General features: G+C 67.2%; 23 protein-coding genes. 14 read left to right on the top strand and 9 right to left on the bottom strand.

Annotated elements, in window-relative coordinates; all coding sequences use genetic code 11:
- The first annotated feature begins 72 nt into the window (after positions 1 to 72).
- Complete coding sequence (locus ACT54L_RS24180) at positions 73 to 459, top strand: response regulator transcription factor (protein WP_476088216.1); 387 nt, start codon at positions 73 to 75, stop codon at positions 457 to 459.
- 334 nt (positions 460 to 793) lie between these two features.
- A complete protein-coding gene (locus tag ACT54L_RS24175) occupies positions 794 to 1,309 on the top strand; it encodes a Dps family protein (RefSeq protein ID WP_476088215.1) in 516 nt (171 codons plus the stop codon).
- Positions 1,310 to 1,499: 190 nt separating this feature from the next.
- On the opposite strand, the gene ACT54L_RS24170 is transcribed toward ACT54L_RS24175, so the two are convergent.
- Positions 1,500 to 1,787, bottom strand: a complete 288-nt coding sequence (locus ACT54L_RS24170; RefSeq protein ID WP_476088214.1) for a hypothetical protein — start codon at positions 1,785 to 1,787, stop codon at positions 1,500 to 1,502.
- Between the two features lie 282 nt (positions 1,788 to 2,069).
- Here ACT54L_RS24170 and ACT54L_RS24165 point away from each other — a divergent pair, with 282 nt between their 5' ends.
- Positions 2,070 to 4,139, top strand: coding sequence for an ATP-dependent helicase (locus tag ACT54L_RS24165; protein ID WP_476088213.1), 2,070 nt, complete (start codon positions 2,070 to 2,072; stop codon positions 4,137 to 4,139).
- A gap of 384 nt (positions 4,140 to 4,523) precedes the next feature.
- On the opposite strand, the gene ACT54L_RS24160 is transcribed toward ACT54L_RS24165, so the two are convergent.
- From ACT54L_RS24160 to ACT54L_RS24130, 7 genes are all read right to left on the bottom strand, one after another.
- Complete coding sequence (locus ACT54L_RS24160) at positions 4,524 to 6,398, bottom strand: DEAD/DEAH box helicase (RefSeq protein ID WP_476088212.1); 1,875 nt, start codon at positions 6,396 to 6,398, stop codon at positions 4,524 to 4,526.
- Positions 6,399 to 6,652: 254 nt separating this feature from the next.
- Positions 6,653 to 7,306: a DsbA family protein gene (locus ACT54L_RS24155; RefSeq protein WP_476088211.1), complete on the bottom strand. Its 654-nt coding sequence runs from the start codon at positions 7,304 to 7,306 to the stop codon at positions 6,653 to 6,655.
- A gap of 19 nt (positions 7,307 to 7,325) precedes the next feature.
- The gene (locus ACT54L_RS24150) at positions 7,326 to 8,063 is read right to left on the bottom strand and encodes an ABC transporter ATP-binding protein (protein ID WP_476088210.1); all 738 of its coding nucleotides are present in this window, start codon (positions 8,061 to 8,063) and stop codon (positions 7,326 to 7,328) included.
- Positions 8,060 to 8,812 (bottom strand): ABC transporter ATP-binding protein, encoded by a 753-nt coding sequence (locus ACT54L_RS24145; RefSeq protein WP_476088286.1) that lies wholly within the window; start codon positions 8,810 to 8,812, stop codon positions 8,060 to 8,062. The genes ACT54L_RS24150 and ACT54L_RS24145 overlap by 4 nt, the downstream gene beginning before the upstream one ends.
- Positions 8,809 to 9,750: a branched-chain amino acid ABC transporter permease gene (locus tag ACT54L_RS24140; RefSeq protein WP_476088209.1), complete on the bottom strand. Its 942-nt coding sequence runs from the start codon at positions 9,748 to 9,750 to the stop codon at positions 8,809 to 8,811. The genes ACT54L_RS24145 and ACT54L_RS24140 overlap by 4 nt, the downstream gene beginning before the upstream one ends.
- Complete coding sequence (locus ACT54L_RS24135; protein WP_476088208.1) at positions 9,747 to 10,613, bottom strand: branched-chain amino acid ABC transporter permease; 867 nt, start codon at positions 10,611 to 10,613, stop codon at positions 9,747 to 9,749. Before ACT54L_RS24135 ends, ACT54L_RS24140 begins: the two co-directional genes overlap by 4 nt.
- Before the next feature lie 66 nt (positions 10,614 to 10,679).
- Complete coding sequence (locus ACT54L_RS24130) at positions 10,680 to 11,864, bottom strand: amino acid ABC transporter substrate-binding protein (RefSeq protein ID WP_476088207.1); 1,185 nt, start codon at positions 11,862 to 11,864, stop codon at positions 10,680 to 10,682.
- A gap of 368 nt (positions 11,865 to 12,232) precedes the next feature.
- Between ACT54L_RS24130 and cysE the strand changes: the two genes are divergently transcribed.
- From cysE to ACT54L_RS24090, 8 genes are all read left to right on the top strand, one after another.
- On the top strand, positions 12,233 to 13,072 hold the full coding sequence (gene cysE, locus ACT54L_RS24125) for a serine O-acetyltransferase (RefSeq protein WP_476088285.1): 840 nt from the start codon (positions 12,233 to 12,235) through the stop codon (positions 13,070 to 13,072).
- A 51-nt stretch (positions 13,073 to 13,123) separates the two neighbouring features.
- A complete protein-coding gene (locus ACT54L_RS24120) occupies positions 13,124 to 14,515 on the top strand; it encodes a family 2B encapsulin nanocompartment shell protein (RefSeq protein ID WP_476088206.1) in 1,392 nt (463 codons plus the stop codon).
- The gene (locus ACT54L_RS24115) at positions 14,502 to 16,379 is read left to right on the top strand and encodes a SufS family cysteine desulfurase (protein ID WP_476088205.1); all 1,878 of its coding nucleotides are present in this window, start codon (positions 14,502 to 14,504) and stop codon (positions 16,377 to 16,379) included. The genes ACT54L_RS24120 and ACT54L_RS24115 overlap by 14 nt, the downstream gene beginning before the upstream one ends.
- Before the next feature lie 4 nt (positions 16,380 to 16,383).
- Entirely contained in the window at positions 16,384 to 16,923 is a 540-nt protein-coding gene (locus ACT54L_RS24110) for a rhodanese-like domain-containing protein (RefSeq protein ID WP_476088204.1), read from the top strand.
- A gap of 86 nt (positions 16,924 to 17,009) precedes the next feature.
- Positions 17,010 to 17,837: an ABC transporter substrate-binding protein gene (locus tag ACT54L_RS24105; RefSeq protein ID WP_476088203.1), complete on the top strand. Its 828-nt coding sequence runs from the start codon at positions 17,010 to 17,012 to the stop codon at positions 17,835 to 17,837.
- A gap of 9 nt (positions 17,838 to 17,846) precedes the next feature.
- Complete coding sequence (locus ACT54L_RS24100; protein ID WP_476088202.1) at positions 17,847 to 18,620, top strand: amino acid ABC transporter ATP-binding protein; 774 nt, start codon at positions 17,847 to 17,849, stop codon at positions 18,618 to 18,620.
- Complete coding sequence (locus ACT54L_RS24095) at positions 18,617 to 19,414, top strand: amino acid ABC transporter permease (protein ID WP_476088201.1); 798 nt, start codon at positions 18,617 to 18,619, stop codon at positions 19,412 to 19,414. The genes ACT54L_RS24100 and ACT54L_RS24095 overlap by 4 nt, the downstream gene beginning before the upstream one ends.
- Positions 19,407 to 20,093 (top strand): amino acid ABC transporter permease, encoded by a 687-nt coding sequence (locus ACT54L_RS24090; RefSeq protein ID WP_476088200.1) that lies wholly within the window; start codon positions 19,407 to 19,409, stop codon positions 20,091 to 20,093. Before ACT54L_RS24095 ends, ACT54L_RS24090 begins: the two co-directional genes overlap by 8 nt.
- 69 nt (positions 20,094 to 20,162) lie before the next feature.
- Here the strand turns inward: ACT54L_RS24090 and ACT54L_RS24085 are convergent, their stop codons facing one another.
- Positions 20,163 to 20,699, bottom strand: a complete 537-nt coding sequence (locus ACT54L_RS24085) for a flavin reductase family protein (protein WP_476088199.1) — start codon at positions 20,697 to 20,699, stop codon at positions 20,163 to 20,165.
- Positions 20,700 to 20,917: 218 nt separating this feature from the next.
- On the opposite strand from ACT54L_RS24085, the gene ACT54L_RS24080 reads away from it, so the two are divergent.
- The 3 genes from ACT54L_RS24080 to ACT54L_RS24070 are packed head-to-tail and all read left to right on the top strand — an operon-like array spanning position 20,918 to position 24,397.
- A complete protein-coding gene (locus ACT54L_RS24080) occupies positions 20,918 to 21,745 on the top strand; it encodes a MetQ/NlpA family ABC transporter substrate-binding protein (RefSeq protein WP_476088198.1) in 828 nt (275 codons plus the stop codon).
- Between the two features lie 31 nt (positions 21,746 to 21,776).
- On the top strand, positions 21,777 to 22,979 hold the full coding sequence (locus tag ACT54L_RS24075) for an acyl-CoA dehydrogenase family protein (RefSeq protein ID WP_476088197.1): 1,203 nt from the start codon (positions 21,777 to 21,779) through the stop codon (positions 22,977 to 22,979).
- Between the two features lie 14 nt (positions 22,980 to 22,993).
- A complete protein-coding gene (locus tag ACT54L_RS24070; RefSeq protein ID WP_476088196.1) occupies positions 22,994 to 24,397 on the top strand; it encodes an LLM class flavin-dependent oxidoreductase in 1,404 nt (467 codons plus the stop codon).
- The last annotated feature ends 12 nt before the right edge of the window (positions 24,398 to 24,409 follow it).

Below are 24,409 nucleotides of genomic sequence, written 5' to 3'. Positions count from 1 at the left end.
GGGCGTGGGGGCCTATATTGGCGGTGCTGTGGTGCTCTCCCAGCGCCGCAGGACGATAGAGGTGTGTTGCACGTGTCCCATGTTCCGATGATCACGATCATCGACGATGACGAATCCGTTCGCCTGGCGACCGAAAGCCTCGTTCGGTCCCTCGGCCTGGGAGCCTGCGTCTTCGCCTCCGCCGAAGCCTTCCTCGGCTCCACGGAGCGGCACAGCACGGCGTGCGTCATCACCGATGTGCAGATGCCCGGCATGAGCGGCATCGACCTGCAAGCCCGCCTTCGCACCGAGGGCGACCCTCTGCCGCTCATCTTCATCACCGCATTCCCGGAGGAGCGCATCCGCAGCCAGGTCTGCGCCGCCGGCGCCATCGGCTTCCTGGCCAAGCCCTTCGAGGGCGACGCCATGATCCATTGCATCGACGAGGCCTTGCGCACCCGCGGCCAGTCCCGGCCCTGAGCCGTTCACGCCCATGCGCCGCCCGCGGGGCGGCGTCGCCGGCATGAGCCGGCCACCATGATCCCGTTGCCCTCAGGCCCGAGGCACCCGCCGTCCTCCTGCTCACAGGGTTGGCTTCCAGGTGCGAAGGCGGGAACGTGCGTCGGCGCGCGCCCCGCGCTTGGTCGCGGCAACGCCGGCCGCGCCCGGAACCACGTAAACGATCGTATGATCTAGGAAAACGATCGCACACTTCTTGCCTGCCCCAGGGTTTCCTAAGGTGAATGCGCTTGCCCCCGAAGGTGCGGAACTCACCCTCGCCGGCCGACCTTTCGCTGAACCAGGAACCCCCACCATGACCATCCCAGCCGTCAAGGACCGCCAGAAGGCTCCGCTCGCCACGCCCACCGACCTTGGAACCGACGCCACCCGCGACCTTGCGCCCGCGCTCACCCTCCTGCTCGCGGACATGTTCGCCCTTTACCTGAAGACCAAGAATTTCCACTGGCACATGAGCGGGCCCCATTTCCGCGACTATCACCTCTTGCTGGACGAGCAGGGCGACCAGATCTTCGCCACCACCGACGACATTGCCGAGCGCGCCCGCAAGATCGGCGGCACAACCCTGCGCTCCATCGGCCATATCGCGCGGCTGCAGCGGATCGCGGACAACGATGCCGACTATGTGGACGCGCAGGACATGCTTGCCGAGCTGTGCGAAGACAACAAAGCCATCGTCAGCGCGCTGCGTCAGGTCCATGCCGTGTGCGACGAATACAATGACGTGGCCACCGCCAGCCTGATCGAAAATTGGATCGATGAAGCCGAGCGTCGCACCTGGTTCCTCTATGAGGCGACCCGCACCCGCTGATCCTCCCCGTCCTCCCGCCTGGCCCGCCGACCCCGTGTCGGTGGGCTTTTTTTGTCGCGGGCGAAGGCGCCGCCTCCGCGCATGAGGGCCGCAGCCTGCGGACAACGAAAAAACCCCGCCGAGGGATCGGCGGGGTTTGTTGTCGGGTGAGGGGGCGCCGGAGCGCCCCCGTCGCGGGGGAGGCGCCGCCTCAGTTCTGGTCGGCGTCGTGCGCCGGGCCGGAATGGGGATCGTCGGACTGGAACGGGGCCTCGTTCACATAATAGGGGCCGGGGGTGTTGAAGGCGCTCGGCCGCTTCAGCTGCTGCTGCTCACGCATGGCCGCCGGGGCGGACGTGGGGAACAGGGTTTCTTCGGCGGAGACCTGATACTGCGCCTTGTTCTCCAGGGCGATGTAGGGGTCGGCGAAAGCGGCACTTCCCGAAGCAACGAGGGTGAGGGCGATGCCGGTGGCGATGGTCAGCGTCTTGAGGGTCATATCGAACACTCCGTTGTCGATGGATATAACTTAAGGCCGCCCACGCATTCGGAGTATTGTTCGTCGGTTTTCTCAGATCATATGAGAAATGCGCCGACCTAAAACCTTCGTATGCCGACGCGATACGCGGGGGCACTCGGACGACGCTATGCGCGCCCATCACCCGCCCAAGCACGACCAGACGCCCCCTGCGGCACCCGGCCGACGCGGAGATGCGAAGATTGCGAACAAAACCAGAATCTGCCAGCCTGCCCGCCAGCGTGACTCCATGGGACAGGATCGGTGGCGGCAGCGGCGGCATATCTCGACAACCTCAATGGCGAACAGAGGCGGGCGGTCGAGCATGGCGTGGGTGAAGGCGCGGCGCGCCCCGCCTCCCCGCTGCTCATCATTGCCGGGGCCGGCTCGGGCAAGACCAACACCCTCGCCCACCGTGTTGCCCACCTGATCGTGGCGGGCGCCGATCCCGGCCGTATCCTGCTCATGACGTTTTCCCGCCGCGCCGCCGCCGAGATGACGAAGCGCGTCGAGCGCATCTGCACCCGGGTGCTGGCCGAGCAAGGCCGCACGCTGACGGGCGGCCTGACCTGGGCGGGCACGTTCCACGGGATCGGCGCCCGTCTGCTGCGGGACTATGCCGAGCAAATGGGGATCGATCCGGCCTTCACCATCCATGATCGGGAAGACGCCGCCGATCTCATGAACCTCATTCGGCACGAGCTGGGCTTCTCCAAGACACAGGCCCGCTTTCCCGCCAAGGGCACCTGCCTTGCCATCTATTCCCGTACGGTCAACTCCACTCGCCCCCTGGCGGAGGTGGTGGGGCGCGCATTCCCGTGGTGCGTCGGCTGGCACGACGAGCTGAAGCAGCTCTTCGGCGCCTATGTGGAGGCCAAGCAGGCCCAGAACGTGCTCGATTACGATGATCTCCTGCTTTACTGGGCGCAGCTCGTCACCGAGCCGGAGATCGCGCGGGACATGGCCGGGCGGTTCGACCATGTGATGGTGGACGAGTATCAGGACACCAACAGCCTGCAAGCCGCCGTTCTGCTCGGCCTGAAGCCGGACGGACGGGGGCTGACCGTGGTGGGCGACGACGCCCAGTCCATCTATGCCTTCCGCGCCGCCAATGTGCGCAACATCCTGGACTTCCCGGACCAGTTCCAGCCCCGCGCCGAGGTCGTCACGCTGGAGCGGAACTATCGCTCCACCCAGCCGATCCTGGAGGCGGCGAACGCCGTCATCGGCCTCGCCAGCGAGCGCTTCACAAAGACCCTATGGACGGACCGCGCGTCCGCCGAGAAGCCGGAGCTGGTGAGCGTGCGCGACGAAATGGAGCAGGCGCGCTTCATCGCCGACCGCATCCTGGAGAACCGCGAGACAGGCATGGCCCTGAAGCAGCAGGCGGTGCTGTTCCGCACCTCCAGCCATGCCGGCCCGCTGGAAGTGGAACTGACCCGGCGCAATATTCCCTTCGTGAAGTTCGGCGGGTTGAAATTCCTCGATGCGGCCCATGTGAAGGACTTGCTTGCGGTCCTGCGCTTTGCCCAGAACGGCCGCGACCGCATCGCGGGCTTTCGCCTCCTGCAGCTCCTGCCCGGCCTCGGCCCGGCGTCCGCGCAGAAGATCCTGGACGGGATTGCCGACCAGCCGGACCCCATTGCCGCCCTCTCCCACGTGTCGCCCCCCGCCAAGGCCGGCGAGGCCTGGCGCCAGCTGGTGGCGACCCTCCAGGGCATGGCCAAGACCCCCTGGCCCGCCCAGATGGAACAGGCGCGGCTGTGGTACGAGCCCCACCTTGAGCGCATCCACGAGGATGCCAGCATGCGCGCGGCGGACCTGACGCAGCTGGAACAGATCGCCGCCGGCTATGCCTCCCGCGAACGGTTCCTGACCGAACTGACCCTGGACCCGCCAGACGCCACCAGCGACGAGGCAGGAGTGCCGCTGCTGGATGAGGATTATCTGGTTCTGTCCACCATCCATTCGGCCAAGGGACAGGAATGGAAGTCCGTCTTCGTCCTGAACGTGGTCGATGGCTGCATTCCAAGCGATCTCGGCGCGGGGCAGAGCGAGGAACTGGAGGAAGAGCGGCGGCTGCTATACGTGGCCATGACCCGGGCGAAGGATAGCCTGCACCTGGTGACGCCGCAGCGCTTCTTCGTCCACGGCCAGCCGGCCAGGGGCGACCGGCATGTCTATGCCGCGCGCACCCGCTTCATTCCCAAGTCCCTTCTCGCCCACTTCGCGCCCGTGTCCTGGCCGAAGGCGGAGCCCGAAGCGGTGGGGAGCAGCGCCGTGCGAAACGTGCGGATCGACGTGGGCGCCCGTCTGCGCACCATGTGGACCTAGAGCGCGATCCGACCGGATGGAACCGCTTGCGGTTCATCCGGTCGGTCAATCGCCCTCTAACTTATTGGATAGAGACGGATTCACCCCTCACGTCGAATCGCCCAGGCGATTCAACGTGAGGTGATCCGGCTCTAGATCATGTCCAGGGGAAGCGCGACGGGCTTCGCGTGAAGGACGTGCGCAAAGACAAAGAGGGGATCGCTTCAGCTGTGCGGGCGGACGCTGAAGCGCGTCGTCCCCTCATTTGGACGCACTTTTCCCCGCGCCACCCGACGTCAGCCCGGCCCGGCCGATGCGACCGAGACCAGCGCCGGGCGGATCGCCATGCGCCCGCTGAGACTGCGGACGCCCCGTCCACGGCAGGCCAGGCGGGGCCGGCACGCCTCAGGGCCGGCGGGGCGGCTTTCCCTTGGGCTTTTTATCGGGCCCGTTCGGGCGTCGGCTTTTCTGCGGACGCTCGCTCTTGCCCTGGCCCCACGGCTTCACCTCGCGGGGCTTCTCATAAGCCGGCTTGCCGAGCTCCGCCTTGGCCTCGGCGGGCCTGCCCTGCCCCTCGCGCACGCGCTTGCCACGGGAGGGGGCCTCGGATGGCGGCAAGCCGTGGGCGGGCAGGCCGCGCGGGGGCTTGCCGCGGGCGCCGCGCCGCGCGGGGGCCGCCGGCTCGCCGGGCAAGGGCTCGATGATGATGTCGTCGCCATCCCCCTTGCCGGCCACCTTGGCGAACCGCTCGGCGGAGGCAAGGCTCACCTCGAAGGCGGTTTCCTCGTCGAAGATGCGGATGACGCCGATCTCCTTGCGCGTCACGTTCCCGCGCCGGCAAATGAGGGGCAGCAGCCATTTGGGATCGGCATTGTTGCGGCGCCCCACATTGAGGCGGAACCAGGCGCCACCGCCCGAAGCCCCGCCGAAATCCTGGCCCGCTGAGCGGTCGCGTGCGGCGCGCGGCTCCCCGGGGTCCCCCACCTCCTCCGGCGCCGGCAAGCCGGCCCGGTAAAGGCGCACCAACGCACCGGCCAGATGCTCCGGCGAATGGGCCGCCAGGAGCGCGAGCCCGGCGCTGGCATCCTCCTCATCGGGCTCCTCGGTGATGAGGGCGTCGTGCAGCATGCGCTCATGGTCGAGGCGACGGATGTCCTCGGAGGTCGGCGGCGCCGACCAGGCGGGCTTGATGCCGAGGCCGCGCATCAGGTCCTCGGTTCGGCGCCGGCGGAACGGGGGCACCAGCAGGACGCTGACCCCCTTGCGCCCCGCCCGGCCGGTGCGGCCGCTGCGGTGCTGCAGGCTTTCCGCATCGTTCGGCAGGTCCGCGTGGATGACGAGGCCGAGATTGGGCAGGTCGATGCCGCGCGCCGCCACGTCGGTGGCCACACACACCCGCGCCCGGCCGTCCCGCAGCGCCTGCAAGGCATGGTTGCGTTCGTTCTGGCTCAATTCGCCGGAGAGCGCCACCGCGGAGAATTGCCGCTCCTGGAGCATGGCGTGCAGGCGCCGCACCGCCTCGCGGGTGTTGCAGAAGACAATGGCGCTGGGGGTATCGTAATAGCGCAGCACATTGACCACCGCATGCCCAACCTCGGTGGGGGCCACGCGCATGGTGCGGTACTCGATATCGGCGTGGCCGCCTTCCGCGCTCGCCACCTCGATCCGCAGCGCATCGCGCTGGTAGCGCTTGGCGAGTGTGGTGATGCCGCGCGGCATGGTGGCGGAGAACAGCAGGCTGCGCCGGTCCGGCGGGGTGGCGTCCAGAATGAATTCGAGGTCCTCACGAAAGCCGAGGTCCAGCATCTCGTCGGCCTCGTCGAGCACAACCACCTGCAGCGCCGACAAATCCAGGCGGCCGCGCTCCAGGTGATCGCGCAGGCGCCCGGGAGTGCCGACCACGATGTGGGCGCCCTGGTTCAGCAGCCGCTGCTCCTGGCGCGGGTCCATGCCGCCGACGCACGAGACGATGCGGGCGCCCGTGGTGCCATAAAGCCAGGCGAACTCGCGCTGCACCTGCAGCGCCAGTTCGCGGGTCGGCGCCACCACCAGCGCCTGCGGCACGGAGGCGGGTCCGAACCGTTCGGACGGGCCGAGCAGGGTCTCGGCCATGGCCAGCCCATAGGCCACGGTCTTGCCGGAGCCGGTCTGGGCGGACACCAAGAGGTCGCGCTCCGATGCCTCGGGCGCCAGAACCGCCAGCTGGACGGGCGTCGGGTTGTCATAGTCCCGCTCGGCCAGAGCGCGGGCGAGCGCGGGATTGGAGGTCATGAAGGGCACGGCTGGGGTCCGCCTATCTCGCAGTATCGTCGGGCGTCGGAGGGGAGCCGTCGGAAAGCATGTGGAACGCCTTCTTAATCGGATGGCCGCCCAGATTCCACCGCCGCCACGATGCACCGCACCAGAGCCTCGCGCGGCGCCGGAGGGAGAGCGGGTCCTTTGCCACGCCGTTCGTCCCTGCCGAGAAGGACTTATGGTGTCCCCTCCCCCGTCCACGCCACTGCAAGGGCCATGCCCGAAGGGAATATGCGGACCTAAAGCTCCGATGGGGCGGGCGGCAGGATGGGGGCACGGAGGGAGGTGATGGCGGCTTCCAGGAGGTCGAGGCGATCCTGCCCCCAGAAGGGCTCGCCCTGGTAGAAGTAGAAGGGTGCGCCGAACAGGTCGCGGTCGATGGCTTCCGTGGTCAGGGCATCCGCCGCCAGGGCGTAGGAGGGTTCATGCGAAGCCTCCAGCAGCGCGGCGCCGTCGAAGCCGGCCTGCGTGGCGAGGGCGACGAGGGTTCGTGGGTCCTCCACATTCAGTTCGTCCGCCCACACCGCTTTCAGGCCCAGGTGAGCGAGGATTCCGAGATCGCCCGCCCCACCGGCGCCGGCCTGAGCGGCGAGGAACATGCGGTGCCCCAGCGCCGGATCGGCGGGATAGAATTTGGGGTGCAGCACCAGGGTAATGCCGCGAATGTCCCGCCAGCGGCGCATCTCCACCAGCCGATAGGCCTGGCGCTGAAGCGGACGCTGCTTCACCGGCTTGCCGCCGCCGGCGGCGAAGACGGACAAGAGGTCGATGGGCTTGTAGTCCACCTCAAGGTCGAGCCGCCGCACCAGATCCTGGAAGGCGAGGCTGCCCACATAGGACCACAGCGAGATGTAGGAGAAATAATAGGTGATCCTGCGCTTGGGCTGGGACATGGCACGCTCCAGAATAAGGTCAAAGTCCGAGATAGGCGTGGCGAACGGCCGGGTCGGCCGCCACCTGGGCCACCGGCCCACCGGCGCCGGAGCGCCCCTGATCGAGCACATAGGCGAAGTCGGCAAAATCGAACGCCACCGCCACGTCCTGCTCCACCACAAGCAGGCTAGTGCCGTCGCCATTGATGCGCTTGAGGGCGCCGATCAGTTCCTCCACCACCGCCGGGGCGAGGCCGAGGGAGAGCTCGTCCACCAGCAGCAGGCGGGGCGCCGCCATAAGCCCGCGGGCGATGGCGCACATCTGCTGCTCGCCGCCGGACAGCGTGGACGCGTCCTGTCGCCGCCGCTCCGCTAGGCGGGGAAACAGCGTGTACATGCGCTCCATGTCCCGCCGCACCGCCGCCGCGTCGCGGCGCAGATAAGCCCCGAGCAACAGGTTGTCCGCCACCGAGAGACCCGCGAACAGCCGCCGCCCCTCGGGCACCAGCACGATGCCGCGTGCCACGCGAGCGCGGGCATCCTCGGTGCTCACGTCCACCCCCTCCAGGCGCAAGCTGCCCCGCAGAGGCCGCAAGGTGCCGGCGATGGTGCGCAACAGGGTGGTCTTTCCCGCCCCGTTGGAGCCCACCAGGGCGACGATCGTCCCCTTGGGCACGGTGAGATCCGCCTGCCAGACCACTTGCACATCCCCATAGGCCACCGCCACGTCGGTCACCTCCAGGAGCGGGATCGGAGAATGCGTGCGCGCTCCGGTCATTGTCCGGCCTCCCGCATTCGCCGGGCATAGCCCGACCCCAGATAGGCCTCGACCACCTGCGGGTCCGCCATCACATCCCCAACGCTGCCATCGGCGATGCGCCGGCCCTGATGCAACACCACCACGCGTCCGCAGACCCGCGTCACCACCTTCATGAGATGCTCGATGACGAGCACGGTGATGCCCTGCGCCGCGATGGCGCGGATCAGTGCGATGGCATGGTCCACTTCGGTGGCGTTGAGGCCGGCATTGACCTCGTCCAGAAGCAGGAGCTTGGGCCGCTGGGCGAGGCTTTTCGCCAGTTCCAGGCGCTTGCGGCTGGCCAAAGTGAGGGTGGAGGCGGGCTTGTGGGCTTCCCCGGCGAGACCGCAGAACGCCAGCGCCTCCTCCGCCCGCTGGCGGGCCTCCTGGAGCGATCCGGCGCCGCCGGCGAACAGGGCGGCGGCGGCCACATTCTCCAGCGCCGTCATGCGCGGGAAGGGCTGCACGATCTGGAAGGTGCGGGCGATGCCCCGCCGAGCAATGAGGTCCGGTCGCTGGCCATCGATGCGCTGGCCGGCAAAGGTCAGGCGGCCGCCATCGGGCCGGTAGACGCCGCTGATGACATTCACCAGCGTGGTCTTGCCCGCGCCATTGGGACCGATGAGCCCGATCACCTCCCCGGCGTCGACCTCAAGGGAGACGTCATCCAGCGCCAGGAGGCCGCGAAACCGCTTGCTGACGCCATGGATTTGCAGAAGTGCCATCAGCGCCGCCCTCCCGCGAGCCGCAGGCGCGCCAGCCCCCGCCAGCCGGTGAGGCGCACCCCATCGGGCAGGAACAGCACCAGGGCCACCACCAGCAGGCCCAGCAGGCCCGCATGGAACGACAACAGGTTGCGCCAGAGCAGTTCCTCCAGGCCGAGAAAGATGAAGGCGCCGATGACCGGACCGAACACGGTGCCGCCCCCGCCGAGCAGCGTCATGAGGATGGGCTTCACCGCCAGCGACACGTCGAACACGTCGGTGGGGTCGATATAGGTGACCCAGGAGGCATAGATGCCGCCGGTGGCGCCGGCCAGGGCCCCGGAAAGGGCGAAGGCCCAGACCTTGGCGCGGCGGGTATCCACGCCGATGATCTGCGCCGCATCCTCGTTCTGGGCGATGCAGGCCAGGGCAACGCCCAGGCGCGAGCGGTCCACGGCGAGGGTGAGCGCCAGGGCCAAGACGGCCAGTCCGGCCATGATCCAGAAATAGAATAGCGCCTGGGCTTCCACGCTGCCGCCCACCAACGGCAGGTTGATGCCCATGCCGCCACCGGTGAGCGCCGTCCAGGAATTGATGATCTCGCGCAGCACATCGGCCACCACGAGGCTGGCAATGGCGAAGTAGTGGCCGCGCAGGTGCAGGATAGCGAGGCCCAGCACCGCCGCGAACAGCGCGCAGGTCAGGCTGCCCGTCGCCCAGGCCAGAGGCAGCGGCACGCCCGAAGTCTGCGCTACCGCCGTGCCATAGGCACCGAGACCGAAGAAGGCGGCGGTGGCGAAGGAGGGATAGCCGCCATAGCCGCCCAGCAGGTTCCAGGAAAGCGCCAGCGTCGCATACATGGCGAAGGTGGTGGCAAGGCGCAAAAGATAATTGTCCGCGAACACAGCCACCAGGCCGAACGCGAGGAGGAGCGCGGCAAGGCCGGCGAGGCGCGTCTTCATTGGAACCCCCGCCGTCCGAGCAGGCCCTGCGGGCGCACCATCAGGAGCAAGATGAGGGCAAGGAAGGAGACGGTGAGCGCATGCTCGGGGCCGAAGGCGAGCGATCCGAAGCTCTCGAGCAGCCCTAGCGAGAAGCCACCCACGATGACGCCGGGCACGCTGCCGAGGCCACCGAGCACACAGATGACGAAGGCCTTGCCCAGATAGAGGCTGGAGGCCAGGGGCGAGATGGGAAAGATGGCGCTCAGCAGCGCCCCCGCCACCCCTGCCATGAAGGCGCCGAGGCCGAAGGCCACCGCATAGGTGGCGCGCACGTCGATGCCCATGAGTTCGGCGGCGTCCCGGTCCATGCGGACGGCCACGATGGCTCGTCCCAATTGGGTGGTGCGCAGCAGCACCCACAGGCCCGCCACCACCACCAGCCCCCAGGCGGTGGCATAGATGCGATCCAGCGGCACGATGACGGCGCCAAGATCCAGCACGCCGGCGGGCGGAGAGAGAATGACCTTGCGATAGTCGGCGCTGAAGCCTTCGACCATGAGGTTGTCGAGGAAGAGGTTGAGGCCGAAGGTGAGCAGAAGACTGACCAGGACCGGCCGGCCCATGACCCGGTTCACCGCCGCCGTCTGGAGCGCATAGCCGAGCACGAACAGCAGCGCGCCCGCCACCGGCGCGAACAGGAACGGACTGATGCCGAACAGTGCATGAGCGAAGAAGGCGAGATAGGCGCCGAGCACCACCAGCGACCCGTGCAGAATGTTGATGATGTTGAGGACGCCCCACACCAGCGAAAAGCCGGCGGCGATGCAGGCATAAAGCCCGCCGAGCGCGAGGCCGTTCGCGAGAACTTGTAACCAGTGCATGATGTTTCCCGATCCGGCGTGCCGGAAGCGGGCCGCCCGCAGGCGGCCCGAAGCCGTGTGGGTGGCCTATTCGCCAATGCCGGTTCGGAAGGCGCTGGTGGCCACATCGGTCGGCAGCACCACCTTCACCTCCCCGCCCTGGATTTGGAGCACGGGAGGCACATAGCTGTCGGCGATGCCGATGGGCGAGAAGGAGATGGGCGCGAAGAAGGTCTTGAAACCGCCCTTCTGCAGTTGCTCGCGCACCTTGGCATGGTCGATGGACCCGGCCCGCTCGATGGCAAGCTGCAGCACCACGCCCACCGCCGTGCCGGAGGCCTGGGTGAAGTCCGGCTCGCTGCCATACTTGGCCTTGAAGGCCTCCACATAGGCCTTGGTGGAGCCGAACAGATCCTCGCTTTGATAGTTCACCGCCGGGTGAAACCAGCTGGCGGTGGTCACATTCTCGGCCAGCGGACCAACGGCCGAGATCCATTCCTTATAGGCCGGGCCATTGATGAGGGTGAGCACCTTGGAACCGATCTTCAGATCGCCCGCCTGCTTGCGCACCAGAATGAGGTCATTGATGTAGCCGGTGGCGATGATCCAGTCCGGCTTGGTCGCGCGCAACTGGGACAGGGCGGCGGAATGGTCGAGGGTACCGATGGGGTATTTCTCGAAGAAGAGCACCTCGAAGCCGCGCTTCTTGGCGCTCTTTTCGAACTCGTTGGCGAGGGAGAGCGGATAGAGGTCGTTGCGCGCGAGAATCGCGACGCGCTTCACCTCCGGCACCTTGGTCTTGACCAGCTCGGCCAGCGGCTCGCTGAAGGTGGAATTGTCCGTGTAGACGCCGAACAGGTTCTTATAGCCCTGGTCGAACACTTCCGCCGAGGAGGCCGACGAGGCGATCAGCGGGATCTGATACTTCTCGGCCACCGCGCTCACTGCCTTGGTGGCGCCGGAGCCGAAGGGTGAGAACAGGAAGTCCACCTTGTCGTCGGTGATGAGCTTCTCGGCCAGTTGGACGGCTTTCGGGGTGGCGGACTGGTAGTCGTAATAGATCAGATCCACCTTCAGGCGCTTTTCGCCCACCTTCACGCCGCCGGCGGCATTCACCTTTTCCTGCCAGAGCTCATAGCCCTGGCGCAGCTTGGCGCCCTCCGGCGCAAGGGCGCCCGTGACCGGAAGCGGCGCGCCGATCTTCAGCGTTTCCTGTGCCGCAACCGTGGTGGCGCCGAGCGCCAGCATGGCTGCGATGAGCGTGATCTTCATGCGTGAATTCCCTCAAGGCCCAATGTGAGGCCGCGCCGCTCCAGGGCTGTGCCGAAGCGGTTCATATGACTTAGATACTTAATCGATAAATTTTGTAAAGTTATTCAACGATCTGCGGGAATCGCTGCAACTCACCACCTGAAGATGCATCTGACAGCTGGACCGTAGCCGTGATTTTGGCGCGTTGGGGGAAGCCCCATCCGTCGCACCCGACGTTGAAAACTTCTTTCTTTATAAAGCCATAGCCACAGCCGGGACGTCCTGCAGAACCTGCACCTGAGGCCAAACGCCCCTTGACAGCATTAAAATTAGGTAATTCTATCGATTTAGTATTTTATGAGACCACAAGGGGGGTGGCCGTGGCCTCGATCAGGTCGTTTCCGGCGCTCGTTGAAGCCACGCGGGAAGCCCAGGAGACCGCCCAGGCGGAAACTCAGGTCTGGTCCGCGCTGCGGGCGGAAGCGGATGAGGCGGTGCTGGAAGAGCCGATGCTGGCCGGCATCCTGCAAACCACCGTCCTCGAACAGGACAGCATCGCCGCCGCCTTTTCCTTCCGGCTGGCGCAGCGGCTGGGCGGGGGCGATCTCAGCCGCATGGCGGTGCGGGACCTCAGCCTTGCCGCCTTCCATGCCGATCCCAGCCTGCGCGCCGCCTTGGTGCGCGACCTCAGCGCCATCCGTGAGCGCGACCCCACCTGCCGACGCTTCCTCGACCCCTTCCTCTACTACAAGGGGCTCACCGCGCTGGAGGCGTACCGGGTGGCGCATTGGCTCTGGCACCAGGGCCGCGTGACGCTGGCGCTGAATTTCCAGAGCCGCGTCTCCGAGGTCTTCCAGGCCGACATCCACCCTGCTGCGAAGATCGGCTCGGGCGTGTTCATCGACCATGCCACCGCTGTTGTAATCGGCGAGACGGCGGTGGTGGCCGACGACGTGTCCATCCTCCAGTCCGTCACCCTGGGCGGCAATGGCAAGGAGCGGGGCGACCGTCATCCCAAGATCGGGCGCGGCGTGCTGCTGAGCGTCGGCGCCAAGGTGCTCGGCAATATCACCGTTGGAGAAGGCGCGCGCATCGCCGCCGCCGCCGTGGTGCTGCACGACGTACCGGCCTTTTCCACGGTGGCCGGCGTGCCCGCCAAGGTCATCGGCCATTCCCGAAATCAGCAACCCGCCCTGAGCATGGATCAGATGTTCGGCGACGGGATCTGAACCCACCCCGTGCGGCGTGAGCCACGCGTTCAACCCAGGAGTAAGGCGTCCATGAGTGAGTTGAGATCAAGCGTCAGCGCTGCCGCCGCAAGAAACCTTGCCACGGCGAGCGTCACCGTCGTCCAGAACTCGGAAAACACCCCGCGCTGGCTCCATCGGCTGCTGCCTTGGGTGGACGTGGCGGGCGGCGTCTATCGCGTGAACCGGCGCTCCGTGGTGGTGGCCAAGCCCGGCCTCATCGAAGTGAGCGGTGGCGAGAGCCCGGCGGTCGCGCCCGCCAGCCTGCGCCACATCCCGCTGCTGGCCAAGCTGGATGATGCCGCGCTTGCCGCCATCGCCGGCAAGTTCAAGTCCAGCCAGCATGCGCCCGGCGCCATCATTGCCGAGCAGGGCGCGTCCGCCCGCAAGGTCTATGTGGTGGCGGAGGGCACGGTGGAGCTGTTCGTCGCGGGCCCCTTCGGCGGCGCGCTGCGCCAGCGCCTGGCCACGGCGGGGGATTATTTCGGCGAGGAAGCCCTGGCGGGTGACACCGACCACGCCCCGACCATCAAGGCCCTGTCCGGCGCCACGCTGCTCACCCTGGACGCAGGCGAACTTGATGCGGTCAATGGGTTGCGCAGTGCGCTTGAGGACGCGGTGAAGCGCCGTGCCGAAATCGCCGCCCAGACCAATGCCTTCGGCGAGCCGAAGATCGCGCTTCTCTCCGGCCATTCGGGCGAGCCGCTGCTGCCCACCACCTTCGTGGACTATGCCGAGCATCCCCGCGAATACCATCTGTCTACCATCCAGACTGTCCTTCACACCCACACCCGCATCACCGATCTCTACAGCAACGAAATCGACCAGCTGCGCGAGCAGATCCGCGTCACCGTCCAGGCGGTGAAGGAGCGGGAAGAGTGGGAACTGCTGAACAATGCGGATTTCGGCCTCCTGCATGAGGTGGGCGCGCAGTATCGCATTCCCACCCGCGGCGGCGCGCCGACGCCCGACGACCTGGATGACCTGATCTCCCTGGTGTGGAAGCGGCCGGCCTTCTTCGTCGCCCATCCCCGTGCCATCGCCGCCTTCGGCCGCGAGGCGACCCGTCGCGGCGTGCCGCCGGTGGTGGTGCACCTCTATGGCTCGCCCTTCCTCACCTGGCGCGGCATCCCGCTGGTCCCCAGCGACAAGGTGCCGGTGAATGTGGACCCGGTGACGGGGGTTGCCTCCACCAGCATCCTCCTGCTGCGCGTGGGCGAGGCCGAGCAGGGTGTCGTCGGCCTCCAGAAGGTGGGCGTCACCGGCGAGGTGGAGCCGGGCCTGTCGGTCCGCTATTCCGGCACCAACGAGCACTCCATCGCCTCGCACCTGGTGACGCGCTACTTCTCGGCCGCCGTGCTGATCGAGGACGCCATCGCCCGTCTCGATAACGTGCTGATCGGCCGTTACCATGACTACGCCTGACCCGCTCGCCCAGGCGGAGGGGCTCGCCTCCGCCCTAGCCGGGCACTCTGCCGGGCATCTGCCGGGCGATCCGTTCCAGACCGGGCTCATCACCCGGCTGGTCAACGAGATCTACGCCGAATCCGACCGGGGCTTCTCAGCCCCGGCATTCCCGTCGGTCCCCACGCACCCGGAATCGGGCCTGCTGTCACAGGCCTTCACATCCCTGTCCGGCGGGGCTGGCCTTCCCCACGCGGCGGGGCTTGATCCGGATATCACGAACCCGGCCTACGGCCTCGGCGGCCCCGTGCGCCTGCCGCTCGCCAGTGCCGATCCCGGCGCGGTGGCGCACGTGGCGCCGCCGGTCCATCCGGTCATCGAGCCTCTGTCCGTGGGCGCTTCCCCGTCCTCGGCTCAGGCAGAGCCGGCCTTGGCGGACCTGCTGCGCGCCGGCGGTCTTGATGCTCCGGCCTTCGGGCAGGCGTCAGGACCGGCGAAGGGACCGGGCCACTGGTCCCGCATCCAGGTGGTGGACAGCCCGGCGGGAGCGGATCCGTTCGCCTCCTCCGACTTCTACTTCCTGACGCCCGGCTCGTCCCGCAATCCCACGGGCGGTACGCTGCCCCATGCCTCGACACTATCCTCGCCGGGGCGCTCGCACGGCGGGCTGGCGGGGTTCGACGTGGAGAAGGTGCGGCGGGACTTTCCCGCCTTGCACCAGAAGGTGCACGGCAAGCCGCTGGTGTGGCTCGACAATGCGGCCACCACCCACAAGCCGCAAAGCGTCATCGACATCACCAGCGAGTTCTATTCCAAGCACAATTCCAACATCCACCGCGCCGCACACTCGCTTGCGGAACGGGCGACCGACCTGTTCGAGGGCGGCCGGGACAAGGTGCGGCGCTTCATCGGCGCGGCCTCGTCCAAGGAGATCATCTTCGTGCGCGGCACCACCGAGGCCATCAACCTCGTGGCGCAGACATTCGGCCGGCAGAATATCGGCCCGGGGGACGAGGTGATCGTCTCCACCATCGAGCACCACGCCAATATCGTGCCCTGGCAGCTGCTGTCGCAGCAGACGGGCGCGGTCCTGAAGGTGGCGCCGGTGAATGACCGGGGCGAGTTGATCCTGGAGCAGTTCGCAGGGCTGTTGACCGGGCGCACCAAGCTCGTCTCCATCACCCATGTGGCCAATGCGCTGGGCACCATCAATCCCATCGAGGAGATCATCGCGCTCTCCCACGCCCATGGCGTGCCGGTGCTGGTGGACGCGGCACAGTCCTCCCCGCACATCCCGCTGAACGTCCAGGCTCTGGGCGCGGACTTTCTCGTGCTCTCCGGCCACAAGGTGTTCGGCCCTACCGGCATCGGCATCCTCTACGGCAAGGCGGACCTTCTGGAGAGCCTGCCGCCCTGGCAGGGGGGCGGGCACATGATCAAGGACGTGACCTTCGCCAAGACCGTCTTCCAGGGCATCCCGGAGAAGTTCGAGGCCGGAACGCCCGACATCGCGGGGGCTGTCGGGCTCGGGGCGGCGGTGGATTATCTGGAGGGCGTCGGCCTGCCAGCCATCGCTGCCTACGAACACGATCTCCTGGTCTATGCCACCGATGCCATCTCCACGGTGAAGGGGCTGCGCATCATCGGCACGGCGCGCAACAAGGCCAGCGTCCTGTCCTTCGTCATCAAGGACAAGGACACCGAGGAAGTGGCGAAGTTCCTGAACAAGCAGGGCATCGCCACGCGCTCCGGCCACCATTGCGCGCAGCCCGCGCTGCGGCGGTTCGGGGTGGAGACCACGGTGCGTGCCTCGCTGGCCTTCTACAACAACCGCGAGGACGTGGACGCGCTGGTGCGCGCGCTGCACGCCCTGCCCCGGGGGTGAGGCGATGGCGGATCGTCTCACCGTTTCCGGGCTGAAGGCCCGCCTGGCCCACGCCCCGGACCTCGTGCTCATCGACGTGCGCACGCCGGCCGAATATGCGGAAGTCCACATTCCGCAGGCGGTGAGCCATCCCTTGCAAGGATTCGACCCGGCGGCGCTGGTCGCCGCCGGGCAGGTCCATCCGGATCGGCAGGTGCATGTCATCTGCCGCACCCAGAACCGCTCGAAGCTCGCCGCCGAGGCCCTGGAGAAAGCGGGCTTCCTCGACGTGGTGGTGGTGGAGGGCGGCACGTCCGAATGGGAGGCCGCCGGCTATCCTGTCACCCGTGGCACCGGCAAGGCGGTCATCAGCCTGGAACGTCAGGTCCGCATCGCCGCTGGCGCCCTGGTTCTTGTGGGCGTGGTGCTCGCCTGGTTGGTGTCGCCGGCCTTCATCTTCCTGTCCGGTTTCATCGGCGCCGGGCTGATCTTCGCCGGCATCACCGACTTCTGCGGCCTCGGCCTGCTGATTGCCCGCGCGCCCTGGAACACGCGCCCGGCCTGATGGACAGCCCCGCGGTCTGCCCGCGCAGCGCACCGGCACCAGATGCCGGCGCCGCCCCTCCCGCATTAGCGAAAGGAACAGTGCTCATGTTCGCCTTGACCCGTCGCCGTCTCATCGGTGCTGCCGCCCTCCTGGCGACCCTTGCCGGCACGCTCGGCCCCGCCGCCGCTGACCAGCTCGCCGACATCAAGGCGTCGGGCACGTTGCGCGTGGCCACCTTCGATTCCAACCCGCCCTTCGGCTCCATCGATCCCAAGACCTACAACCTGGTGGGTTATGACGTGGACTTCGCCAAGGCCATCGCGGATGCGCTGGGCGTGAAGCTGCAACTGGTGCCCACCAACCCTGCCAATCGCATTCCCCTGCTCCAATCGGGCAAGGTGGACCTCATCGTGGCCGACATCACCATTACGCCCGAGCGGTCGCAGGTGATCGCGTTCACCACCCCCTATTTCGAGACCGGCCTGCAATTGCTGGTGCCCGCCTCCTCCTCCGACGCGCTGGCCGCCTATTCCTCCGCCCGCATCGGCGCGGTGAAGGGAACCACGGGCGAGCAGGTGCTGAAGTCACGCTTCCCGCAAGGCCGCGTGCTCTCCTATGACGACATCCCGACCGCCCTCGCCGCCCTGCGCAACGGCTCGGTGGACGCCATCGCCCAGGACAGCACCATCCTCGCCGGCCTGCTCGCGGAAGCTCCCGACAAGGCCAAGTTCAAGATCCTCCCCGAGAAGCTGAGCGTCGAGATCATCGGCATCGGCTTGGCCAAGGGCCAGCCGGACCTGCTGGCGCGGGTGAACCAGATCCTGGTGGGCCTTGAGAAGGATGGGCGGGCCAAGACCATCTACGACACCTGGTTCGGCCCCAGTTCCAGGTTTGCCGCGCCGCGCACCTTCACCATCGGCGCCACCAACTGAGGGCCGACCATGACCTCGTCCGGCCCTCCCGTTATCGAGTTGCAGAACCTGCATAAATGGCATGGGGATCTGCACGTTCTGCGCGGTGTCAATCTGAGCGTCTCCCGGGGGGAGGCGCTCGCCATCATCGGTCCATCGGGGTCCGGAAAGTCCACGCTCATCCGGCTGGTGAACCGGCTGGAGGCGATCAGCAAAGGCGAGATCGTCATTGACGGCGTCCCCACCGCCGGCTTTTCCGGCCGGGACCTGCGCAAGCTTCGCAGCGAGATCGGTTTTGTGTTCCAGCAGTTCAACCTCTATGGCCACCTGAACGCGCTGGACAATGTGGCGCTGGCGCTGCGCAAGGTGCGTGGCGTCGAGCGGGCGGCGGCGGAGGCGCGCGCCCGGGCGCTGCTGGAGCGGGTGGGGCTGGCCGACAAGGCCTCCCACTTTCCCGCGCAGCTGTCAGGGGGGCAGCAGCAACGCGTCGCCATCGCCCGGGCGCTCGCCACCGATCCCAAGATCGTCCTGTTCGACGAGCCCACGTCCGCCCTGGACCCGGAGATGATTGGCGAGGTGCTTGCCGTCATCCGCGAATTGCCCAAGGCCGGCATCACCATCCTTGTGGTCACCCATGAAATGACCTTTGCCCGTGAGGTGGCGGACCGGGTCGCCTTCATCGACGGCGGCACCATCCTGGAACTGGAGACGCCCGAACGCTTCTTCTCCGCGCCCACCCATCCGCGCACCCGGCGCTTCCTGCAGCAGGTGCTCTCCCCCTTGAGCGCCGTGGAGGCATCATGAATGGCATCACCTTCGACTTTTCCGGCGTGCTGACCGGCCAGCCGGGCCAGTGGCTCCTCTCCGGCTTCCTCATGACCATCTATGTGAGCCTGGTGGGGGCGGCGATCGCCACCGGCTTGGCCGTCCTCCTGCTGGGGTTGCGCATCGCACCCCTGGCCCCGGCGCGGGCGCTTGCCATTGCCCTGGTGGAGTTGTTTCGCAACACGCCGATCCTGGTGCAGTTCCTGTTCTGGTATTTCGCGGCCTATAACCTCCTGCCCCAATCCTTCCGCGACTTCATCACCGCCAATCATCCCTGGGCAGTGCTCCCCGTGGGCAATGTCCTGCTGGCGCCGGAATTCATCGCCTCCGCCTGGGGCCTTGGGGTCTTCACCGCCGCCTTCCTGGCGGAGGAATTGCGGGCGGGCCTCAACGCCATGCCGCGCGGCCAGCGCGAGGCAGCGCTCTCCCAAGGCTTCGGTCATTGGGAAACCCTGCGCTACGTCTTGCTGCCGCAGGCGCTGGCCAATTCCTGGCAGCCGCTGGTGACGCAGTATCTCAACCTAATGAAGCTGTCCTCGCTCGCCAGCGCCATCAGCCTCGCCGAACTGACCTATCAGGTCCGCCAGGTGGAGAGCTACAACGCCCATGCCTTCGAGGCCTTTGCGGTGGGAACGGCGCTCTATCTCCTGCTGGGCCTGGTGCTTGGTCAGGTGCTGGTGAAGCTCGGCCCGAAGTCCCCCGCCGCCCGGCACAAGCCGCAATCCAAGGCGGCCCTGGCCGTCGCCACCGTGGGAGCCAGCAGCGATGCCTGACTTTTCCGTCATCCTGAACAACCTGCCCTATTTCCTGTTGGGCCGGGCCCTGGAAGGGCAGCCGGGCGGGCTTTTGCTGACCCTCATCCTGTCGCTGGAGGCCGGGCTTCTTGCCCTTGTGGCGGGCATCCTGCTGGCCCTCACCGCCTGGCTTTTCGGCGGCTGGACGCAGCGGATCCTGTTCGCCTGGGCCGACTTCATCCGCGGCATTCCGCTGATCTTCGTGATCTTCTGGCTGTATTTCCTCATTCCGGCGGTGTTCTCCACCAATCTGCCGGATACGCTCTCCGTGGTGATCGCCATCGCCTGGTTCACGTCGGCGGCGGTGATGTATTCCACCCTCTCCGGCCTCAACGCGCTGGCGGCCGGGCAGGCGGAGGCGGGGCTGTCGTCCGGCTTCTCCCGCTTGGAGGTGCTGGTCTATATCCTTCTGCCCCAGGCGCTTCCCAACATCCTGCCCTCGTTGGTGGGGGCGTTCATCTCGCTCATCAAGGACACGTCGCTGGCCTTCATCGTCAATGTGCCGGAATTGACGACCATTGCGGGGCAGGTGAACAATCGCACGCAAATCTATCCCACCGAGATCTTCATCTTCACCGGCGCGGTTTATTTCGTCCTGTGCGGGGGATTATCCTTGGTGGTCTATCTGGCCCAGAGACCACGCCTGCGGACCACGTGAGGCACACGAAAAGCGCGGCGGAGGGAGCCTCCGCCGCGCTTTTCGTTTCGGTCCTCGAGCCGGCGCAGATCAGAGCGCGAGCCCGCGATAGGCGCCCGCCCAATAGAGCAGCGGGCTGGCATTTTCCGTGATGCGGGAGGCCACCACGCGACCGATGACGATGATGTGGGAATGCCGCTCGATGGCATCTTCCAGCACGCAGTCGAACACCGCCAGGGCATCGGCCAGCACCGGGGCACCAGTGGAAAGCCGCGTCCATTCGGCGCCCTCATAACGCTCGGCGCCCTTCACACCGCCGCGGCCGGCGAAGCGGTCGGCGAGGGCTTCGTGATGGGGGCGCAGCACATTGATGGCGAAGGCCCGCTCGGAGAGCAGCACGCCATGGGCGGAAGCCGAGCGGTTCACGCTGATGAGCAAAGTGGGCGGGTCCACGGAAAGGGAGGAGACGGACGTGGCCGTCAGACCCGTCCGACCATCGCCTTGGCCAACACTCAGCACGCTGACCGCCCCGGCCAGCTTGCGCATGGCCGCGCGGAAAGCGAGCGAGGCCGGGTCCGGTGCCTCAGGGATGGGCGCGGCGAGCGGGGCAGAAACGTGCGCGTTCATGGAAAGCCTTTAGATCTTCACACTGTGACAGTGCTTTAGGCGCGCGCGGCAGCGCCGCCTGGGGAGCGGTTCATGGGGCGAGAATAAGCGCGCCCCTCCTATTGTCAATATAATCGATCATATTTATAGATTTTAGGAAGACAGGCGCGACACGGCCTCCAGACGCCGGTTGCGCCGCCGCCATTGCGCTGTGCTTCCTTTCACATCGGGTGACTGACATGATCCAATTTTCCCGCAAGCGGTTCCTGTATGTGGTGTTGGGTGGGCTGACCGCAACGGTCCTTGCGCTGCCCGCCGCCGCCCAGACGCCCGCCAGCGACAAGCCGCTGAAAGTGGGCGTGTCCGCCGGCCCCTATGGCGACATCCTGCGCGAAGCCGCACGGCTTTCCGAAAAGGAAGGGGTGAAGGCGGAGATCATCGAGTTCACCGACTGGAACCAGCCCAATGCCGCCCTCCAGGCGGGGGACATCGACCTCAACAATTTCCAGAACCGCCCCTATCTGGCCAATCAGGTGAAGACGCGCGGCTACCAGATCGTCGCGCTCGACGAATCCATCCTCGTGCCCGCCGGCATCTATTCCAAGACCTACAAATCCGTGGCCGACATCCCCGTCGGCGCGAAGATCGCCATTCCCAACGACCCCACCAATGGCGGGCGTGCCCTCCTGCTGTTCCAGCGCGCCGGGCTCATCAAGCTGAAGCCGGGCACCGGGCTTTATGCCAGCGTGGTGGACGTGGTGGAGAACCCGAAGAAGCTCCAGATCACGGAGCTGGATGCGGCCCAGCTCTCCCGTTCGCTGGATGATGTGGCGGCTGCCTTCGTCTCCTCCAATTATGCCTATCTGGCGGGCCTCAAGCTGAACACGGCGCTGGTGGCGGAAACCTCGGTGGAAGAGGCCAAGCCATATTTCACGCTGGTCTTCGCCGTCCGCGAGGACCGCAAGGAAGATCCGCGCATCCGCAAGTTCATCGAGGTCTACCGGTCCCAGCCGGTGAAGGATTTCACCCTCGCCAAGTTCCAGGGCAGCATCCTGCCCGCGTGGTGAGTGCCGTCGACCCTCAGGTTCGGAGCTGCCCATGACCGCCTCCTCCTTGCTCACCCTCCCCGCCGCGCGCGCCTCCCGTCTCGCGGACTGGCAGACTGCCGCCCAGACGGTGGCCGACGCCCTCGCGGTGGATGCCGCCGAACGCGACAAGGCCGGCGCCTCCCCCTTAAGCGAGCTCGCCCTGCTGCGGGACGCCGGCTTGCTGGAACTGCTCTATCCGGTCGAGCTCGGCGGGGGCGGCGGGCGGTTTTCCGACGCGCTGCTGGCCGTGCGCACCATCGCGCGCGCGGATGCCTCCATCGCCCAGCTTCTGGCCTATCACTATCTGCACCTGACCAACGCGCTCTGGCGCGCCACACCGGAGCAGGCCCTCTCGCTCACGCGGGCGGCGGTGGCCGAACGCTGGTTCTGGGGCGGTGCCTCCAATCCGCGCGACCCGGAATCCCGCCTCGTGCACACCGAGGAGGGCTACCGCCTGACCGGCCGGAAAACCTTCGCCTCCAATGCGGCGATTGCCGACCGGATCACCCTGCGCGCCCAGCATCGGGATGGCTTCGTCGTCCTCCTGGTGCCCGGAGATCGGCCGGGGGTCAGCCATGGCAATGACTGGGACGCCTTCGGCCAGCGCCTGTCGGAGAGCGGCACCATCACGTTCGAGAATGTGGCGGTGGGGGTGGACGAGATCCTCGGCGATCCCGCGGCCTCGCCCCCGCCGCGCACCACTCTCGTGGTGCCCTTCCATCAATTGCTGATCGTGAACATCTATCTCGGCACCGCCGAGGGGGCGCTCGCCGAGGCCAATCGCTACATCCGCGAGGTCTCGCGGCCCTGGCAGGTGTCCGGCGTCGACAAGGCCAGCCACGATCCCTACATCCTCGAGCATTACGGCAACCTGGATGTGGAACTGCGCGCCTCCCTGGCGCTGGCGGATGTGGCCGCGGTCCAGTTCGAGGCGGCGGCGGCACGCGCCAATGCCGTCACGCAGGCGGAGCGCAATGTGACCGCCGCCGCCATCTATGCGGCCAAGGTGCATGCCAGCCGCACGGCGCTGGAAGTCACCTCGCGCATCTTCGAGCTGATGGGCGCGCGGGCCACGGCAGGCAGCTACGGATACGACCGCTTCTGGCGCAACATCCGCACCCATACCCTGCATGATCCCGTGGTCTACAAGGCCCGCGAGGTGGGCAATTTCGCCCTCAACGGGACCATCACGCCCACCCCCCTTTATACCTGATCCTGGAGAGCGCCATGTCCCGGCCAAGGGAGATCCGCTTCAACGCCTTCAACATGGCCGCCCCCAGCCACACCTGGGCGGGCCTTTGGGCACATCCGCGCGACCGCGCCTTCAACTATACCAGCCTCGACTACTGGATTTCGCTCGCCCGCATCGCCGAGCGCGGCCTGTTTGACGGCGTGTTCCTGGCCGATGTGCTGGGCACCTATGATGTCTATGGTCAGAGCCCGAACACGGCCCTGGTCTCGGCCGCGCAGACGCCGAGCCTTGATCCCACCCTTGTGGTGCCATCCATGGCCCAGGCCACGCGCCATATCGGCTTCGGCGTCACGGCGAACCTCACCTACGAGCACCCCTATATCCTGGCCCGACGTTTTGCGACGCTGGATCATCTCACCCAGGGCCGGGTCGGCTGGAATATTGTCACGGGCTATCTGGACAGCGGCGCCAAGGGCATGGGCCTTGCCGCCAACCGTGCCCATGACGCGCGCTATGATGCCGGCGAGGACTTCCTGGCCGCCGTCTACAAGCTGTGGGAAGGCAGCTGGGAGGACGGCGCGGTGAAGCGCGACCGGACGGGACGCATCTTCACCGATCCGGCCAAGGTCCATCGCGTCAGGCATGACGGGCCCTATTACCAGGTGGACGCCATCCAGCTGGCGGAACCCTCGCCCCAGCGCACGCCCGTGCTGTTCCAGGCGGGGGCCTCCAGCCGGGGCCGGCAGTTCGCGGCGCGGCATGCGGAGGCCATTTTCCTCAACGGCCAGACCAAGGCCCTGCTCGCCGAGACCGCGAAGGCCATCCGCACCGAAGCGGCGGCGGTGGGGCGCGATCCTTATGACGTGCGCTTCTATGCCAGCGCCAATGTGATCGTCGCGCCCACCCGCGCCGAGGCGTTGGACCTCGTCTCGGAATATGCGCCCTATGTGCATGCCGCCGGGCAACTGGCCCTGCTGTCCGGCTGGACCGGCGTCGACCTGTCCGCGCTCGATCCCGAGGAGGCCATCTCCTATGTGAAGAGCAACGCCATCCAGTCCACCATCGAGAACCTCACCTTGCGCAGCGCCCAGCCGCTCAAGGTGAAGGATCTGGCCACGCTCTCCGTCACCGGCGCCCGTGGTCCCTTCATCGTGGGCTCGCCGGACGAGGTGGCGGACGAGATCGTCGCCTGGGTGCGGGAGACCGACGTGGACGGCTTCAACCTCAACCGCATCGTCTCCCACGAGACGCTGGAATCCTTCGTGGATCTGGTGGTGCCGGAGCTTCAGGCGCGGGGCGTCTACCGCACCTCCTATCCGGCCGGCACGCTGCGCCAGAAGCTGTTCGGGCGCGCCGCCACCTTGCCGGACACCCATCCCGCCGCCGGCTTTCGCGCCGGCGCCAGCCGCCCGGCCCGCACGCCGGAGCCGGCAGCCTGAGGTGCGTTTGCC

It is taken from the genome of Aquabacter sp. DMC10 (assembly GCF_056314145.1).
Note: the sequence above shows the minus strand (reverse complement) of the source record. Positions and strands in the feature narration are given on the sequence as shown.